The sequence below is a fragment of the Deltaproteobacteria bacterium genome (assembly GCA_029860075.1).
Lineage (GTDB): Bacteria > Desulfobacterota > JADFVX01 > JADFVX01 > JADFVX01 > JAOUBX01.
Genome location: JAOUBX010000014.1, coordinates 46341 through 63536 on the forward strand (window position 1 = coordinate 46341; position 17196 = coordinate 63536).

General features: G+C 45.0%; 14 protein-coding genes. 4 read left to right on the forward strand and 10 right to left on the reverse strand.

Translation table 11 applies throughout. The features are described 5' to 3' along the window. Positions 1-27: 27 nt before the first annotated feature. The 9 genes from OEV42_06480 to OEV42_06520 form a co-directional block, all read right to left on the reverse strand. On the reverse strand, positions 28-369 hold the full coding sequence (locus OEV42_06480) for a hypothetical protein (GenBank protein ID MDH3973909.1): 342 nt from the start codon (positions 367-369) through the stop codon (positions 28-30). 11 nt (positions 370-380) lie between these two features. Next, positions 381-581, reverse strand: coding sequence for a 30S ribosomal protein S21 (gene rpsU, locus OEV42_06485; protein ID MDH3973910.1), 201 nt, complete (start codon positions 579-581; stop codon positions 381-383). 207 nt (positions 582-788) lie between these two features. Then, positions 789-3896 carry an efflux RND transporter permease subunit gene (locus OEV42_06490; GenBank protein ID MDH3973911.1) on the reverse strand — a complete coding sequence of 1036 codons (3108 nt, stop codon included), beginning with the start codon at positions 3894-3896 and terminating at the stop codon, positions 789-791. 10 nt (positions 3897-3906) lie between these two features. Then, a complete protein-coding gene (locus OEV42_06495; protein ID MDH3973912.1) occupies positions 3907-4974 on the reverse strand; it encodes an efflux RND transporter periplasmic adaptor subunit in 1068 nt (355 codons plus the stop codon). A gap of 109 nt (positions 4975-5083) precedes the next feature. Next, positions 5084-6415, reverse strand: coding sequence for a TolC family protein (locus OEV42_06500; protein ID MDH3973913.1), 1332 nt, complete (start codon positions 6413-6415; stop codon positions 5084-5086). A 188-nt stretch (positions 6416-6603) separates the two neighbouring features. Beyond that, a complete protein-coding gene (locus tag OEV42_06505; protein ID MDH3973914.1) occupies positions 6604-7872 on the reverse strand; it encodes a hypothetical protein in 1269 nt (422 codons plus the stop codon). After that, positions 7836-8615, reverse strand: coding sequence for an outer membrane lipoprotein-sorting protein (locus tag OEV42_06510; protein ID MDH3973915.1), 780 nt, complete (start codon positions 8613-8615; stop codon positions 7836-7838). The genes OEV42_06505 and OEV42_06510 overlap by 37 nt, the downstream gene beginning before the upstream one ends. Before the next feature lies 1 nt (position 8616). Continuing rightward, a complete protein-coding gene (locus OEV42_06515; GenBank protein MDH3973916.1) occupies positions 8617-10959 on the reverse strand; it encodes an efflux RND transporter permease subunit in 2343 nt (780 codons plus the stop codon). Between the two features lies 1 nt (position 10960). Continuing rightward, on the reverse strand, positions 10961-11527 hold the full coding sequence (locus tag OEV42_06520) for a TetR/AcrR family transcriptional regulator (protein ID MDH3973917.1): 567 nt from the start codon (positions 11525-11527) through the stop codon (positions 10961-10963). A 381-nt stretch (positions 11528-11908) separates the two neighbouring features. On the opposite strand from OEV42_06520, the gene OEV42_06525 reads away from it, so the two are divergent. The 3 genes from OEV42_06525 to OEV42_06535 all read left to right on the forward strand — a co-directional run bounded on the left by OEV42_06525 (position 11909) and on the right by OEV42_06535 (position 14146). Next, positions 11909-12628, forward strand: a complete 720-nt coding sequence (locus tag OEV42_06525) for a hypothetical protein (protein ID MDH3973918.1) — start codon at positions 11909-11911, stop codon at positions 12626-12628. 275 nt (positions 12629-12903) lie between these two features. Further along, positions 12904-13605: a 7-cyano-7-deazaguanine synthase QueC gene (queC, locus tag OEV42_06530; protein MDH3973919.1), complete on the forward strand. Its 702-nt coding sequence runs from the start codon at positions 12904-12906 to the stop codon at positions 13603-13605. Positions 13606-14017: 412 nt separating this feature from the next. Beyond that, the gene (locus OEV42_06535; protein ID MDH3973920.1) at positions 14018-14146 is read left to right on the forward strand and encodes a hypothetical protein; all 129 of its coding nucleotides are present in this window, start codon (positions 14018-14020) and stop codon (positions 14144-14146) included. A 137-nt stretch (positions 14147-14283) separates the two neighbouring features. On the opposite strand, the gene OEV42_06540 is transcribed toward OEV42_06535, so the two are convergent. Then, positions 14284-15141 (reverse strand): hypothetical protein, encoded by an 858-nt coding sequence (locus tag OEV42_06540; GenBank protein ID MDH3973921.1) that lies wholly within the window; start codon positions 15139-15141, stop codon positions 14284-14286. A 572-nt stretch (positions 15142-15713) separates the two neighbouring features. Here OEV42_06540 and OEV42_06545 point away from each other — a divergent pair. Then, on the forward strand, positions 15714-17039 hold the full coding sequence (locus tag OEV42_06545; protein MDH3973922.1) for an adenylate/guanylate cyclase domain-containing protein: 1326 nt from the start codon (positions 15714-15716) through the stop codon (positions 17037-17039). Positions 17040-17196 lie beyond the last annotated feature (157 nt).

The following is a 17196-nucleotide window of genomic DNA, read 5'->3' on the forward strand; positions in this document are numbered from 1 at the left end:
AAAAAATACCTCCGTAACGACTGGAATTTAAACCACTAAAAGTAACATAACGAGCGAATTTGTCAAGATAAATAGCGGCTCATTCAAGCTTAATAAGGTTATCCTTTCAAAACATGTAAAAGTCAATAACCCGGTGGCAAAGCCAACGCCTCCTAATCCCCCCTTTGGTAAAGAGAGGGAACGTTGCTCCTCCCATTTACCAAAGGGGAGATTGGATGGGCTTGTAATGAGACATATTACCCTTGAACCAAAGCCGACCTTCAACAAAGTGGCTATTTTCAAGGTAATTGCAAACCATAAGTCAAAAACAACTTTTCCCCTTAAAAGAAAAGGGCAGAGATTAACTCTGCCCTTTTCGGTATTTTTCATAAAAAAGAAAACTATCTGTTATTAAATGACGGACGGTAGGTCGTCTTGAGCCTTCTTTTTCTTGCTTCTTTCTGCTTTCTCTTCTTTTTTACTGAAGGCTTCTCATAAAAGCGTCTTTTCTTGAGTTCTTTCATAACGCCTTCCTTGGCCAATTTACGCTTAAGATCTTTTAAAGCTCTTTCGAGCTGATTATCCTGTACCCTTACTTCCAAAAATACCTCACCTACTTTCCCAGATAATTGATCGTTTTACTATTTAGCTAAACATAGAAACTGAAAGGAAAATTCCCGACCTTCTCACCCCGGGGATTAAAGACAAACCAGTCCCCTTATAAACAAAACAAAAGAGTACTATACTGATCAGCGCTCCTCTTGTCAAGGAAGATATTCACATTTATCAATTATTTTTGTACTACTTTATCATGGTTTGAGCATTTTCTTCATTTTTTCCGATAAATTATCGAGGACAAGATAGAGAACAGGTACAACAAGAAGGGTAAGCACTGTGGCAAAGGCGAGGCCAAAAATGACGGCCACAGCCATGGGCCCCCACCACTGCGCACTTTCACTCCCTGTTATCCAGTGCATCTTTTTAAAATCAAAATAAAAACCCGTCGCCATGGGAATAAGCCCCAATATGGTTGTGACAGCCGTAAGCAGGACCGGTCTCAACCTCGTCATACCCGCTGTTATAATGGCATCCATTTTTTCAATTCCCCGCTCTCTCAACTGAATCACATAATCGAGGAGAACAATGGCATTATTTACGACTACCCCCGCCAGACTAATAACACCGATACCGGTCATAATAATACCGAAAGGAGTCTGCGTAATAATGAGCCCCACAAAAACACCTATCATGGAAAGGATAACGGAAAACATGATGATGCTTGAGGTAACAAGGGAATTAAATTCGAGGACCAGCATGAAGGCAATCATGAGGACGGCAAGAACAAAGGCCCTTTTTAGAAAATCTTCCGCCTTTTTCTGTTCTTCCTGCTCCCCCGTATAGTCAATAGAATAACCGGCCGGAAGGCCAAGTTTCTTTAGCTTCTCCTGCACTTCGGCCAAAGCCTTCGTTTTGAGGCGTCCTTCAACATCAGCCGTCACTGTGACCACCCGTTTCAGGTCTTTTCGCATAATGCTTCCGGGACCGCTGGAAAGCTCAATATTCGCTATATTGGAAAGTGGAACCTGCCTGCCTTCATGTGCAATGACGATATCTTTAATATCCTGTATTGAGGAACGTTTTTCCTCCCTGAAACGGACCGTAATATCGTACTCATTTTCAAATTCACGGTACGTAGAAGCCTCTGTTCCCCTGATGGCCGTGCGGATCGTATTGGCAATTTTCCTCGTCGTCAGGTCATAAAGGGCCGCTTTTTCCCTATCTATCCAGATCTTTACTTCGGGGTTCCCTACCTTGTAATCATCATCTAAATCAACAACACCGGCAACGTTCTCAATTATTTTCATGGCCGATTCAGACAATTGACCGAGCTTTTCATAATTATCACCCGAAATTTCTATATTTACGGGAGCGCCCGTGGGCGGACCGTGCCTCTCTTTTTGCACCTTAATAAGGGCGCCGGAAATTTTCATCACATTTTTCCGGATATCGTCGGAAGTAAGCTCGGAAGACCTGCTCCTTTTTTCCATATCGACAAAGTCAACGGAAATCCTTGCCTTGTTGGCAGGCCCCCCGTCACTGCTTCCCCCCATGTCGAACTTTCCTGTAGAAACGCCGCTGTTGGCCACATAATGTTTAATATCGGGATAGTTGCCGACACCTTTTTCAGCCGATCTCGTTATTTCATTGGTCACATCGAGCCTCGTGCCCAGCGGCGCTTCAATCTCTATAAATATCTTGCTTGGGTCCGTATCAGGGAAAAATTCTACCCCCTTGCCGAGAAATATATAAAGGATGACTACGACAACAAGGGTCATGACGGAAACAAGGAGAGTGACAAGGGGGTACTTGAGAGCATAGGTGATAGATACCTTATACCAGCGGACAAGGACCTTATGATCAGACCGGTCACCGATGGAACCTTCACGTTTTTTTACCCTGAGCAGCTTGGCACAAAAAACAGGATTAATGACAAGGGCCACAAAGAGTGATGCCGACAAGGTAACGATAAGGGTTTTGGGCAGATAATTCATAAACTCTCCCATAATACCGGGCCAGAAAATCATGGGAAAAAAGGCGCACAACGTGGTAATAGTGGCGATAATGACAGGCATGGCCACTTCCGAAGTCCCCCTTTTTGCCGCCATTGTCATGTCAAGCCCCTCTTCCCCGTGACGGTAGATATTCTCTACGATAACGATGGCATTATCGACAAGCATTCCCAGCGCCAGGATGAGACTGAAGAGGACAACCATGTTAAGAGTAAAGCCAAGTGACTGAAGGACAAAAAAGGAAATCAACATGGAAAAGGGAATCGCCAGAGCGACAAAGAGAGAGGTCCTGAACCCCAGGAAGGCAAGAAGAACAAGCAATACGAGAATGAGGCCGGAAATAATATTATTTTCCAGATCATCGACCATTTTGCGTATATCGTTAGACGCATCGGCCGTAATGGAGAAGGTGACGCCCGAAGGATACTTCTCTTTTTCAGTTTCAAGCAGTTCCTTGATCTCATCAGCCATACGGATAAGGTTTTCGCCACTCCTTTTTGTAATGGAAAGGGAAACGCACTGAATTCCATTTAATCTTGCATGACTGGTCGGTTCTTTGAATCCGTACATTACATGAGCCACATCCCGCATATAAATGGGACGGCCATCGATACTTTTAAGAATAAGATTTTCGATGATGCTTGTCGCTTCAAACTCTCCCGGAACCCTGACGAGGTATTTATAGCTTCCAATATCGATACTGCCGCCGGGGATAGTCAGGTTTTCATCTTTGATGGTGTCGATAACATCTTTCACCGACAGGTTATAATAGCGAAGTTTTTCAGGATCCAGATTAACCTTGACTTCCCTTTCAAGGCCTCCCGTTACAGTTACACTGAGAACACCGGTAATGCCTTCAATCTTGTCCTCAAGGTCTTCAGCAATCCCCTTTAGTCTCTCAAGCCCGTAATCACCGGAAATATTGACAATCATAACGGGAAAATCGGAGAAGTTGATTTCCTGGATGACGGGCTCTTCCGCATCATCAGGAAGCTCCGTTTTTGCCACATCCACCTTGTCCCGGACTTTTTGCAGGGCGCTGTCAATATCCGTATTCGGTTCAAATTCGATGGTAATAGACGATATGCCTTCACTGGAGGAGGAAGTGATCTCCTTCACATCGCCAATGTTTTTGAGTTCCTGTTCGATGGGTTGAGTAACAAGCGTCTCCATATCGGAAGGAGATACGCCAAAATAAGGCGTCGATACAATAATAACGGGAATGGTTATGTCCGGCGAAGCTTCCCTGGGCAGACTCATATAAGACGAACTTCCTGTCACAATAATGATGAAAACCATGACAAAGACGGCCGTCGAACGTTTTATGGAAATATCGGTTATAAACAATTCACACCCTCTATTGGACGATACTAACCTTTTCGCCGGGGAGAAGATTGCGCTGGCCAACAACGACGACCCTCTCTCCCTCACTTACACCGGAAATAACGACAATACGCTCGTTTTCCATCTCTCCAAGAAGAACAGGCCTTCGTTCAGCAACGCCCTCTTTCGTAACAATAAAGAGGGACCTCCCTTTCACATCGTCCAAAATAGCATCCTGGGGAACAAGGAGACAATCTTCACAGCGCTCCTTGACGAGCTTTACCCGGGCCATCATGCCCGGCTTGAAACGGTTTTTGTCATTTTTGAGCGTTATTTCAACGAGGAAAGTACCGGCCTTTCTTTCTACCTGGGGAGAAATATAGTCGATGGTTCCTTTAAAGACCTCCCCCCCATAGGCATTAAAAACAACTTCAGCTACAGTACCGACGGTAAAATAGGAAAGGTCCTTTTCGGCAATAGCCACTTCGACCTTGACCGTTGAAAGGTCGGCAAGGGTTGCAACGGCCTTGCCCGGTGTTACATATTCCCCTTCCTCTACATGCTTCACTTCAACCACCCCCTCAATGGGGCTGAAGATTTTTTTCTTTTTAAGCTGGGCCTTGAGATTTTCAACTCTTGCTCCGGCCATGTCCGTTTTGAGAAGCGCATTTCGCAGATCAAAGTCGGTTACCGCCCCTCTCCCCTTTTTTAAAGCGAGCAGCTTTTCGTGGTTAAGGCGCTCTATTTCATAGGAAGCTTCAAGTTCCTTGAGTGATGCCTTAAGCAACGCATCATCGAGGCCAATAAGGATGGCCCCCTTTTTTACCTTCTCTCCCTTATCGAAGTAGGTCCTCTTGACAAGCCCCGGTTCTTCGGAACTTACCATCACCACAGTCTTTGCCCGACAGGAACCGACAAATTCAACCTTCTTTATAAAGTCTGCCGCCCCGACGGTAAGCACTTTTACAAGAGGCGCCTTTTTTTCCTTTTCCTCCTCAGGGGCTGCGCTCTTTTCTCCGTCATCCCCCTTGCAGCCAACCATGCTGAAGAGAAAAATTCCTGCCAGCAGGAATTTATATTTATCATTCAGGGTAAAGAACATAAGTTTTTCTCCTTTTCCGGCATTACCTGTCCCCCCAAATTTGACATCCTCTTTCTCCCTTTGCAAGGGAAACTCAGGCGGGGGCTGTTTATCTTTAATTATTCAAGATCTATTGCCAATTTAACAAAACCGTCCCCATGGCCCTTTCCAGCTCCGTCCGTGCTATAAGCCAGTCATAAACGGCCTCTTTGTAATTGCTTCTCGCCTGTGTCAGCGCCAGTTGCGCATCAAGAACTTCAAGTTCACTAACAACACCATTGAGATTACCTGTCTCGGCAATTTCAAAGGCCCTGGCGGCATTTTCAATGTTTTTTTCCTGTGACTGAATCAATTCCCTCACTTCCGCCATACGACTCAGCGCTGTTCTCACTTCAATGTCGATAGTGCTCATGAGTTCATTTTTTTCTATCTTTCCCCTTTTAACATCACTGCTTTTCTGTGCAATCCTCGCCTTATTGCCCCAACCGTCAAAAAGGGTTGCCTTAAGACTGAGCCCGACAGTCCAGCTCGTTCCCCATTGGGCCTCTCCCCTTATGTCCATATCATCATTGGCGTAACTGTAGGAGCCGTTCATGGAGAGAGAGGGGTAGGCCTCCTTGCGGCTTACTTCAACGCTCTGTTCGAGATTTTTTATGGAATAATCGAGGAAGGCAATTTCCGGCCTTTTTGAAAAAGCAAGCTCCAGCGCCTCATCAATAGTTATTTCCATGGAAGCGTACTGAAGCGCGCCCTCAATGAGAACAGTTTCCTCCTTTTCCATGGCCAGTTGAGATTTGAGGTTCTTTTCAGCCAGAACAAAGGCATTTTTATTTCGCGTCAGCGCCGGAATGGAATTGGCAAGCTGCACTTCTGCCCTCAACACATCGAAATCAGTAGCCAGTCCCACTTCGTAACGGGTCTTAACATCGCTTGCATGCCGCTCAAGCTGGGCTACCGATTCTTCAGTGACAACGATCATGGTCTTTGTATAAAGGTAGTAATAATAGGCCTTCTTCACCTCCGTCACTACATCGGCCCTGATAATTTCAAACTCCATTTCAGCCTGGCCGGCATAACTCTTTGACGCCTTGACGGCCTCAAAAACTTCGGGAGCGTAAAGTTTCTGGTCAAGAGTAAGACCCAGCCGGTAATTATCCTGTTCCATGGCAAAGGCATTGGGGCCGAAGGCATAATTCTTAACATCACCTACATAGGTATAATCGGCATTGGCCTTTACTTCCGGCCAGGCAAGCGCCTTTGTCTCCTTTATCCGGGCAAAGGCTTTTTTCACTGTTTCATGCCCTGCTTCCACTTTACGGTTATGTTCAAGGGCCCTGGCAATACAGTCTCCAAGGTCAAAGACGATGGGCCCTTCACCTTTTGCAGGAGAAGGGACCAAAGAAGAAATCGCCAGAATAAAACAAAGCGTGAGCGCTTTTGATGATTTGACAAATGGTGCCAATGGGAACCTCTATTCCTGAAAACAGCAGTTTAACGGCAGAATCGGCGGACTTGGCGAAGAACAACAAAAAAACTAATGTTAATTCAACAATACCTGCTAATCAGGAGTCTGTGACTTAATTTTTTTACGCTCTTTTTACTTTTCTCCGCACCCTCTGCCTTCTCTGCGTTGCAAATAGATTTTAAAACTTAATAATTGCAGGTAATCTCCAGCTCCGCCCTGTCGGCCTCATCAAACTGCCCCAGGAAGGAATCATCAGGTCCGCTGAAGACAGCTCCACCAAGATGTACCTTCCACCTGTCCGTCAGAGAATAAACAGCGCTCAACCTTGCCAGATTATCTTTGTCCTTTGTTCCGTAAATATCAAGCAGTTTAAGCTCCAGCATTTCATTGAGAAATTTTACATTCACAAGCAGGGAAAGCGTCGTTGAAGCTTCATCGAAGACAATACCGTCATCATAGTCCCGGATATAACTTTCAAAGACTTGCCCCGATATGAGCCAGTCTCCCTTCGTATAATCAATACCGATAGCACCCCGTACCTCGTCTTTCTTCACCTGTCCGTCTGCATCGAGAGGATCTGCCGTTGAAAAATACCTGCCCCTGTTATAGGCTGATTCTCCACGAATGACAAAACTGCCAAAAGCATTAGAGAAGGAACCGCCATACATATCGCTCTCTTTATAGCGCCTGACAATAGCAGGATTACCGCCAATAGTTTCACGAAAAAAGAGAGGGTTATCTTCCCATGAATGGAAGTAGTTAAGCGTGTAATCCCATCCCCGGGCAAAACCGCTGTATCGAATCCCGTACTCCCTGTCAGCTAAAGTCCCCCCCGGCTCTTCTTCTTCGGCGTGAATAAGAGGCAGCGCGCGTATCGACTTCAAATAGGCAGGCTCGAAGCGATCACCTGATCGGGCAATATCATTGGGCCGGTAATCAGGAATAATGAGCAACTGAAGCGTATCATCTCCCACATAAATATCCCCCCTCACCATCCAGAGAGGAATGCGGCTGTCGATAAAATCATCGAGAATAAATTCCCTGAAATCCTGCGGATTGATAAGGTCGAGCAACTTGAGACCATCCGTTTTTCCCCAGACGACCTGCTGCCTCCCCAAACGGGCTTTAAAATTGTCACCACTATAATCAATATAAAGTTCCCTCACGTCCCCTTCGGAATGAATATCCTCTTCAAGTTCTGTCTCATAAAGTCCGCGCAAAAAGGCCTTTACAGAAATATGTTCTCCCAAATAACTTTTGATCTCCACATCAATGTTCTGCTCATTTTTTTGAACCGTCCCGGATGTCGTCTCCCAGGCACCCTCCAACCTGGCACGGCCGAATATTTCCGTTTCCCCATCCGATGAGGCGGGAAGCAGCAATACAAATGCAATAAAGATAGAAGACGCTTTCTTCACTACCGGCCCGATTCCATTTTTCTCTTTGTAAACCACCCCTCTTTGAGGCCCGTATTTAACTTAATATCCTCAATCTCGATGGATGTGCTGTGACCGGTCTGCTCATTTTTCACATAGATCTTCGTTACAACCCATACATTGCCGATTTTTTTCCAGTCAATGCGTTGCCTCTTTAAAAAGCGTCCCTTACGATCATAAAAATCCGTGCGGTAATCAACAAAGGTTTCCTTATCGATCCACTTTTCCTTCCTGCTGTACATATATTTTTTATTCCCGGGAGTCATCTCTACGACATAACAGGGCCTGCCGTCAAGTGCCTCCTCCCTTAAAAGCTTATGCTCATCGGACTCAACTTTCCTGTCCCCCATATCGTCAAAAGTGAGATCACTTCCCATAAAAGATTTTTCCTTGTCTGAAGCGGCGATACGTTTTATTTTCCTGAGCGCCGGAAGGTAAAGCCACTGGTCGTCATCTTTGCCGGCATCCTGATAACTCCAGTTTAAAAGCGACGTTCCCTTTACGTCCGAGGGCCGGTCGAAGAAGATAATCGATTTTTCTTCAAATCCGCCCTTTTCCTTCATATTTATCCAGTAGCGCCTCGTCTTCCTTATCCGCTCCTGGCCTTTTGAATTAATGAGCTTAAAGGTAGACTTTGAGGTAAGGTCTTTCCCTTCGTCCCTTTCATCCCACCTTTTGACGACTTCAAGCCCCGAAAGTTCACTGCTCCAGGCAGTCAGGGGGAAAAACGCTATGACGGAGAGAACAATAATTCTTTTCATTTCATGCCTCCTTTTTTTGACCATAAACAAAGGCCGGTTTAAAGCGGTTAAGAAGAACGGGCAAAAACATGGCCGCTCCCCCGAAACAGGTCATCATGGTTAAGGATATCATCATGCCGAGTTTCTGCTGGGGCACAAGGTTAGCCGAAAGAAGAACGAGAAAGCCGAGAGCCACGACAAGCGCGTTATACCAAATGGCCCTTCCCGCCGTGAGAAGCGTTGTCCTTGTCACCTCGTGGGGTGACTTGCCGCCTCTCGCTTCGAGCCGGTATTTATTGACCATATGAATAGCGTAATCGACACCGATACCGATAGCCATACTTGCCGTAAGCGCCGTGGAGACATCGAGGGGAATGCCGATAAACCCCATAAAACCGAAGTTAAAAAAGGCCGAAACCGATATGGGAATAATACAGCAAAGCCCGGCAACAACTGATTTAAACTCAATAGCGGTAAGAATAAAAATAAGAATTATAGATAGAAAAATGGACCATATCTGTCCGCTGATAATGAGGTCTATAAAGGCATCACTAATAGCAACGGTACCGGCTTTTTTAAGGGTCACATCTTTTCCGGGAAAGAATTTTGCTATCCCTTCATCGGCACGGTTGAGCACGGATTTAATGACGCTGCTCTCATCGGTCTTGATCTGGAAACGTATATTGGCCTTCTGATAATTGTAATCGACGACGGAATCGAAATCCGTCGGGTCGCCTGACATGGAATAGAGGAAGAGATACTGGGCCGCCAGATCACGGGTTTCAGGCACCTTGAACATTTCCTTCCTGTTTTCATTAAGGACACGGTTCATGCGCTTTAAATACTCGGCAATAGAGATCGATTCACCAATGTCCGGATCTTCCAGCATGAAAGCCTGCAGTGAGTCCATTCCCTTGAGTATGGCTGGATTCTTGATGACTTCGGCCTCTTTCCCCTCAACAACAATGTTAAGAAGGTTGGTTCCGCCGAAATGACTGTTGAGTTTTTCATCAGCCCGGGGGACAGGGTGTTCCTCATTGAACTGTTTCACCAAAGAAGCGCTAACCTTTATCTGGGCAAGGCCGTAACCGCCCAGGGCAATAAAAATAAAGGTGACGACATACATGAAACCCGGTCTGGTGTTTATAATTCGGGCCAGCAGACCCAGTAACTTCCCTGCATAGTCCACATGGGTAAAGGATCCATGTTCCTCAAAACGCCGCTTCTTCCTGGTGCTTACTTTAAGCGGCAACAAGGAAAGTGTGGCAGGCAGAAAGGTAATGCTTAATATGAGGGCATAAAAAATCCCTGTTGCAACAAAGAGACCGAAAAAACGCATGGGCATAAGCTCTGACGAGAGAAGCGACAGAAATCCGGCCATAGTCGTTATGGAAGTCATAATAACGGGCGGAGCCAGTTCCTCCATGGTGTTATAGACAACAGTCACTTTGCTCTCATGGGGATGATGAATAACCTCATCATAATATTTGCTGAGAATATGAATGGCATCTGCACAACCCACGGCAAGGAGGATGACGGGCATCATGGTCATAACCGTATAAATGGGCACTCCAAAGATAGCCATGGTGCCGAATGTCCAGAGGAGAGTAATAATGACAAGAATAATGGGAAGGAAGACACCTCTCAAGGTATGGAAGGTAAAAAGCAGGACGCCAAGAATAACAAGAATGGTTATTCTCATCATTTTGGGCATATCATGCTGCATGGTTGCGGCAAAAACCCCTTCTATTACCGGCCGTCCGGCAAGAACAACCTCTGTTTCACCCTTGTCGAGAGAACCGATAAGTTCCTTTACCTTGCGGTACATGACTACCTGTTTGTCGTCACGTTCGATCATGGCCATAATAATGGCGCCCGTACCGTCACGACTGACAATAGTGCCGTTAACCATTTCATTGTCTTCCACGGCAGCCCTAAGGGCGCTAATCTCTTCTGCCGTCCCGGGAACTTCCTTCATGAAAGGGGTAACATCCATGCCGAAATCCGTACCCACAACATTATCGAGGGAGGCAAGACTCACAACATCGGACTTCTTACGATTGAGAATGCCGTCCATATCGCGCAACCCATCGGTGATTTCCCTGATAAGAGCAAGGGTTTCCCCATTGTAAATCCCCGATTTTCCTTTGTTAAAAATACCGACAACGATGGAATCTTTTACCTCGAACCACTCTTCTACCTGGTCGTTATAAGTGACGGTGGGGTGATCATCAGGAAACATGGCTTCAAGGTTAGTTTCACTGCGAAGCCCAGGCAGACGGCTTGCCATGAAGATTGTCAAAATGAGGAGCATGAGCAAAACCGTTTTGGGATGCGCAATGACCCAGTGATTTACTTTTTTCATATTAGGTCTCCTTTTTCTTCACGCCATTTAAAAAAATGGAACTAATATTTGAAAGCGCCTCTTCTACGGAAATATTCATTTGTTCAAGGAGGTCGGGCTGCATAATCGACTGGATAGCGGCGAGATAAAGCTTGGTGGCAATCTGCGTATTAAGGCCCTCTCTGATTCTCCCCTTTTTAATTCCCTCTTCCAGATTTTCAGCAATATTTTTCATGATCTGCACTTGCCGGAATCGTTCAATCTCTCGCCACAAGTCGGGAATATCCTGTTTGATATCGGCGGGGAAGCGATTATTCATAGACGACCGGAGGCGGGTGATTTCCACGACAAGCACTTCAAACCGCTCGACAGGGTCGGAAATGGTCTTTTTCTTTTCTTCAAAAAGGCGGGCCATTTCCTCCTGAAATTGACCAAGGACCTCACAGGCGACTTCTTCCTTGCCGGCAAAGTGCTTGTAAAGCGTTTTCTTGCTAATTCCAAGGTCAGAAGCAATCTCATCCATAGTTACCTTACGGTAACCGTATGTAAAAAAACGCTTTTTTGCTGTATCTATAATTCTTTTTCTCATCAAATCCATGGAAACTTAAAACACCCTCTCGGTTTTTATAGTTTATATATATTCCTGCCGTCTGCACAAGTCAAGGGAAAACTCAAATTACCGTTTTTTTTGATCATTAAACTTCCCATGCACTTCACAAAAAAATAATCCCCAAATGAGCAGTTGCCCATGAATTTATAGTGTAACAGATCGGCTTCACAGCGCTTTCAAAAATCCCTCTTTCAGTCATAGCTTAAACGGGCATTTTTTTGGAAGCGCTCTGCCAGCAAGAAGTTGCGCCGGAAAACATGACCCAACTGCCCTTTCATGGAATAATATTTTTTCTACTGTTGACTCTTACTATTTCCTGTGCTTAGATGATATGTAAAAAAGCAATAGAAAGGAGTATTTATGATTAAACGCAGTTTGATAGTTTTACTGGGGGTGACTTTTCTAATTAACTTTAACGGCTGCCGGGGTTCAAGTGTAGTGCTCAAAAAACCGGCAACTCCCATTAAGCGGGTCGCCATTGCATCTTTCACTGTAAGTGATTGGGGAGGCAGCGTAAAAAGCGGCAGTGTTGGAAGTAACTCCGTTTCCAACCTTATCAACGGAACCCTTGGAAAGCTGGTGAGTTCAACGGAAAAGAGTCTTTCCAAACGGTTCAAGGTAAAAAGCGTTAAAAAATTCATAACCAACAAGACCTACCAGAAACTGGGCTCTGAAAAGGTTCTCACAGTTTACACACCGGTGCTGAGAAAGAAATCCATGCCCGTTTTCACAACCGTCAGCAGGGAATTAAAGGGCGGCATGATCAAACCTGAAACAGCCAAGGCTCTTTGCAAGACACTTAAGGTCGATGCGATCGTACTTATTTTCTCCGAATGGACAGTCAAGCAAGGAGGCTTTATTCCCATAACAAAGGCTGTATCCAAGAATGTTTTCACCATGTGGGACCGTGACGGGAATATAATCGCCAGGAAGAGAATCGACAAGATGGGGACAAAAACCCTGGGCGCCATGGGAATCAAGGCTGTAAATGAAGATACTATCAATGAATGGGGTGATACATCCAGACAGTCCCTTGAGCAGATCATACTATCTAAAGAAGTATCGGGGCTTACCCGTTAAAAATAAAAGATAAATAAAGCCCGAATATTTCCATTTGTTATTGATAAGGCGCATCACCCAATCAGGTGATGCGCCTTTTTTACAGGACAAAGCATTTCATAAATCAATCACTCCACCGCAGGCAGCGGGATATATGCGCAGAAACTGCCTTCCCGTTTTATCGCGGCAATCCGCGGGGAATGCACCCGCCAGAGGCTCAAACTCTTCTTCATTTTGCCGGCAATATGTGTAATAATTTCTATGATGCGCGTCATTAAGAAGGAGGTCTCAGGATAATGGTTCACAAAAGTCTGCGTAAATCTATCGTTCTTCTTTCCGGCGGTCTCGACTCGACGGTTGCCTTTAAAAAAGTCTGCGATGAAACCCATGTTATTCTTGCTATTAGCTTCAACTACGGACAAAGATCCGCAGAAAAGGAGATTGAAGCTGCAAAAAGAATCTGTCGGCAGTTTTCAGTCAACCATCAGGCAATCAGCCTTCCCTGGCTGAGAGACATTACCAATACCTCGCTCGTGGACAGGGAAAAAAATGTGCCTCAACTGAGGGAAAGCGAACTGGACAATGCAACCGGCAAAGCGCATGAGTCAGCTCAGGCAGTATGGGTTCCCAATCGTAACGGCATCTTCATTAATATTGCCGCCGCCTTTTGTGAATCCATGGGCGCAGAACTCCTGGTAACCGGTTTTAATGCGGAAGAAGCGGAAACATTTCCCGATAACTCTCCCCGGTTTATCGGGGCCATCAATGACTCTCTCCACTTTTCTACGTTAAAAGATATTGAAGTGGTAAGCCCCACTCTCGGTTTTGACAAGGCAGGTATCGTACAATTGGGGATCGAGATAGGCGCTCCCCTGGAAAAAATCTGGAGTTGCTATGAAGATGGTGACAGAATGTGCGGCAAGTGTGAATCCTGTATGAGACTAAAACGCGCCCTCTCGGCAAGCGCTTCCGACCTTGAAAAAAAACTGTATCAATAAAAAATAAGCGAAATTATTTGTATAAAAAAACCGGCGCAGGCTTTACCTTCGTCATCAGGGCGAAACTAAAAAATGAAACAGCTCTTCCTGGAAAGAGATTTTTCTGCCACAGGTGAGGCCGGGGGCGATGCAGGTGCTGTTAATATTGCCGAAGTTGTCAAAGGGCATATCCTTTGAGACATTACTGTCCCGGTAAGGGATAACGGATACTGCCATGACATTATATCAAATCCAAGACAGCCGGTACGCCTTCAAAGCGATAAATTGGGCTTCAGAGTTTCACAAAGGGATCAAGGCAAGGAGGAAAAAGGATAGATCCGTCACTTAAAGATGGTTTTGGCAAGTTTTTTGCATCTCTTTTAGACTAGAAAGCAGGGTTTTACCGGTAAATCTGCCGATAAGGAGGTAAACCATGAGCCTGAAAGAGATAGTTGCTGTATTAATGGAGTCTCCATACTACTTTACCGTCCCCTTAAGGACACGCCTGAAAGAAGTGAAGCTCATTCTCAAGTATGGGAGGCCTGACGCGAGGCTGTCCTAAGCTTATAATCTTGTATTTTTTTCACATGGCGGGCAAAAAAGACACACTGCAGGCAATCCTCATCTTCCAATCAGCTTTACAATCCCCAAAAACAAATCAACCGGGTTCTGTCAGCTTTTTTTATAGTGGAGAATGTTTTATATTTTCTCTAAATTCAGCAGGAAATCCCATGTATAGATTTGATGGGAAGAAGAGGCTATCTTAAGTAAATTATCAAGCTTCTCACAATCTTTGCGCTCCCACAGGGGCAAGGCAAGATACCATTTATCAAAATCCCTGGGATATTTCTGACGATAAGCGGCTATTTTAGTCAAAATACCGAAAGCAAGGCTCCTGAACCCTTCATCCTTTAGGTCCCGCCTTCTCTTTCTGGCATGGAGCCTTACCTCGTTAACAAGATAATCGAGAACATATTCAAGGTCCTTTAAAAGTTCATTCTCATGAGCCTTGTAAAAATTTTCGATCAATTCCACAGCCACGCCGGCCATATAACTTCTGAAAATAAGGACAGGAATCATATGATCATCTTCCTCAGGCTTTCCACCGGGAAGTTGAGCGCCAACTTTAAGCAGCGCATCAGCCAGGCCCGCATCGACGGACTCATAAAAACGCTTTTTTTCATCATCAAGCGCCTTGTACCACTTACTTTTACTGCGTGGATGCTTAACATAATGGTCATGAATATTGTCTAAAATGCGTGCGGCAATCTTTCTCTCCTTTTCAGAATAGCCCTCAAGATTAGAGGAAATTTCCACAATGGTTTTGTCAATCATGTAATGTTGCAGCCTGACCGCATCACCAGGTTTACCCTGACGGATATTTTCAAGGCTGCTAATGGTTGCCGCAGCCATAAAATCACGATAAAAAGTGATCGCCTCTCTCGACTTTTTATCTTCCAGCAATGTGAAGGGAATGCCTTCTTTGGTTGTGCTTGCACAGGCAGAGAGAATCAAATGAGTTAAGACAACTAAAAAAATCAACTTTACCTTTTTCATTAGGGCTCCACCACATTAATAAACAAATTTTAAATCAATTTCTCGATAATCAGTAAAATTCCCTCTTGCCCGATCAGAAATTTTTATCAGCTATTTCTGCCTGGAATGGCGCAAAGGAATTGTCATTTCGACTCGGAGATATCTGATCGGAGAACTCTGTCCGGAGGTTTCCGAGAGGCACGAGGAGCAACCCTTGTCCTGAATGCAGTGAGAGATCCTAACGGTTTCTCTCTCACCCGAAATGACAGTTCCTACAATTTCCCAAAGGGACAGTACCGGGTAAATTTGATTTTTTTCATTCCACCCCTTGAATAAAGTATCCCCACAAATGGGGACGACAGCCTGACTAAAGAAGCCCGATCTTTTCTTCTCTCATTTTGATTGATGAAACCATACTATGTTTATAGCACAATATGCGCTAATTGTCGCGGCAGATATTGCGGCCCTTTTGCAGCTAAATATATCCTTTGCCGGCCGCTTGTAAATAGTGATGCCATATGATAGCCTTCAAGCGTAGTGGACTTATAAACTTTTTTTCCAAATGACTGTGAAGAGCCCGGAAATTTATAAAGATGCCTGAACAATTAGAAAAAAAATCGAAAAAGAGCATTTCATCACATATCAGGTCCTCCCGCAAAGAGATAACCATTCTTTTTACCGACATTGAAGGCTCCACTCAATATTGGGATAAAAGCGGTGACATTGAAGGGAGGTTAATGGTAGACCGCCATAATCGTCTTCTATTTCCTGTCATTAAGAAATTCAGGGGAACCATTATCAAGACCATAGGAGACGCTATTATGGCCTCCTTCAAAAAGCCGAAAAAAGCAGTGGAAGCGGCCATCGCCATGCAGCAGATCCTTGAGAAAGAACGGCAAAGCGATGATACCTTCACGCTGAAAATAAGAATAGGCATTCATACGGGAAGTGCGATCGTTGAAAAAAATGACGTTTACGGAAACGTTGTCAACGTTGCCGCCAGAATAGAGAGTCAAGCCGGAGGCAGTGAAATTCTACTTTCACACAGCGCTTACGAAATGCTGAAAGAGAAGGCGGGCAAATTCAAACGTCTTAAGAGCTTTGAGGCAAAGGGGAAAAGGGGAAAGATCAGAATCTACAGTTGTGACTGGCAATCTCATTCCAGCCTGATAGCGGACATCAAAATCAAAAACCTCCTTCCCGTGGCAAAAAGGCAAAAATTTGAACTGCTGCTCTACCTCTTACTGACAATATCCGCCTCATACATGGTTTATATAAAATATATTCGTTATTTTCTTATGGATCATGAGCCTATCGCCTATGCAGCGCTCAATCCCGCCGGGCTGTATGAGCATCCCTTCTTATTAATCCTAATTACCTGTTTTTTTACCATTGCAATCTCGTCTATCCTGTTTTTACTGCTGAGGAGAAAAAGGCTCCCCCTGCCCCTATTGCATTTTCTAAAAGGCTGCTACGGCGCATCAGCGCTTTTCATTCTCTTTTATATGCTCTTTTCTCTCTTGCCTCTGCACAAAATGTTACCGCTAAATATCAACAGCCATTTAAATAAGGTCATCCATCAATCTCAATATCTTCTCGTTGAGGTCATCGAACAGAAGACTCATATAAAAAACACCCCTTCTCTTGAGGGGGAAAACATAAAAGAAGTAAAGAAAGGAACCCTGCTTCTCCTCGTCGATATTGCAAGAAAAGGGAATATTACCTGGAACAAGGTTCCCGTAAAAAGCAAGGAATACGGCTGGTTGCCCCGCATAATCCCGCCTGAGATCGGTGTGCCGGCCAAAAGGATTTCACTGACAAAAAAGTTTTACTTTCGTCATATTGACCTCTACACACTTATTTTCCCGCTCCTCGGTTTTATCTGGGGAATCATCAGTTTCAAAATCAGGCCCATCTAAAACCTGCCTGCCGGACAGAATAATCTCTTCAACGGGAAATTTGAGAATCCCGGCCAGCGCCGAGCATGGATCAGGACTATCCCGGCATAAGAAGGAAGCATATGCCGGAGGGCCGCTTAAGGTTCGGACTTTTTTATCTTCCCTGAAGTCGCAAGGT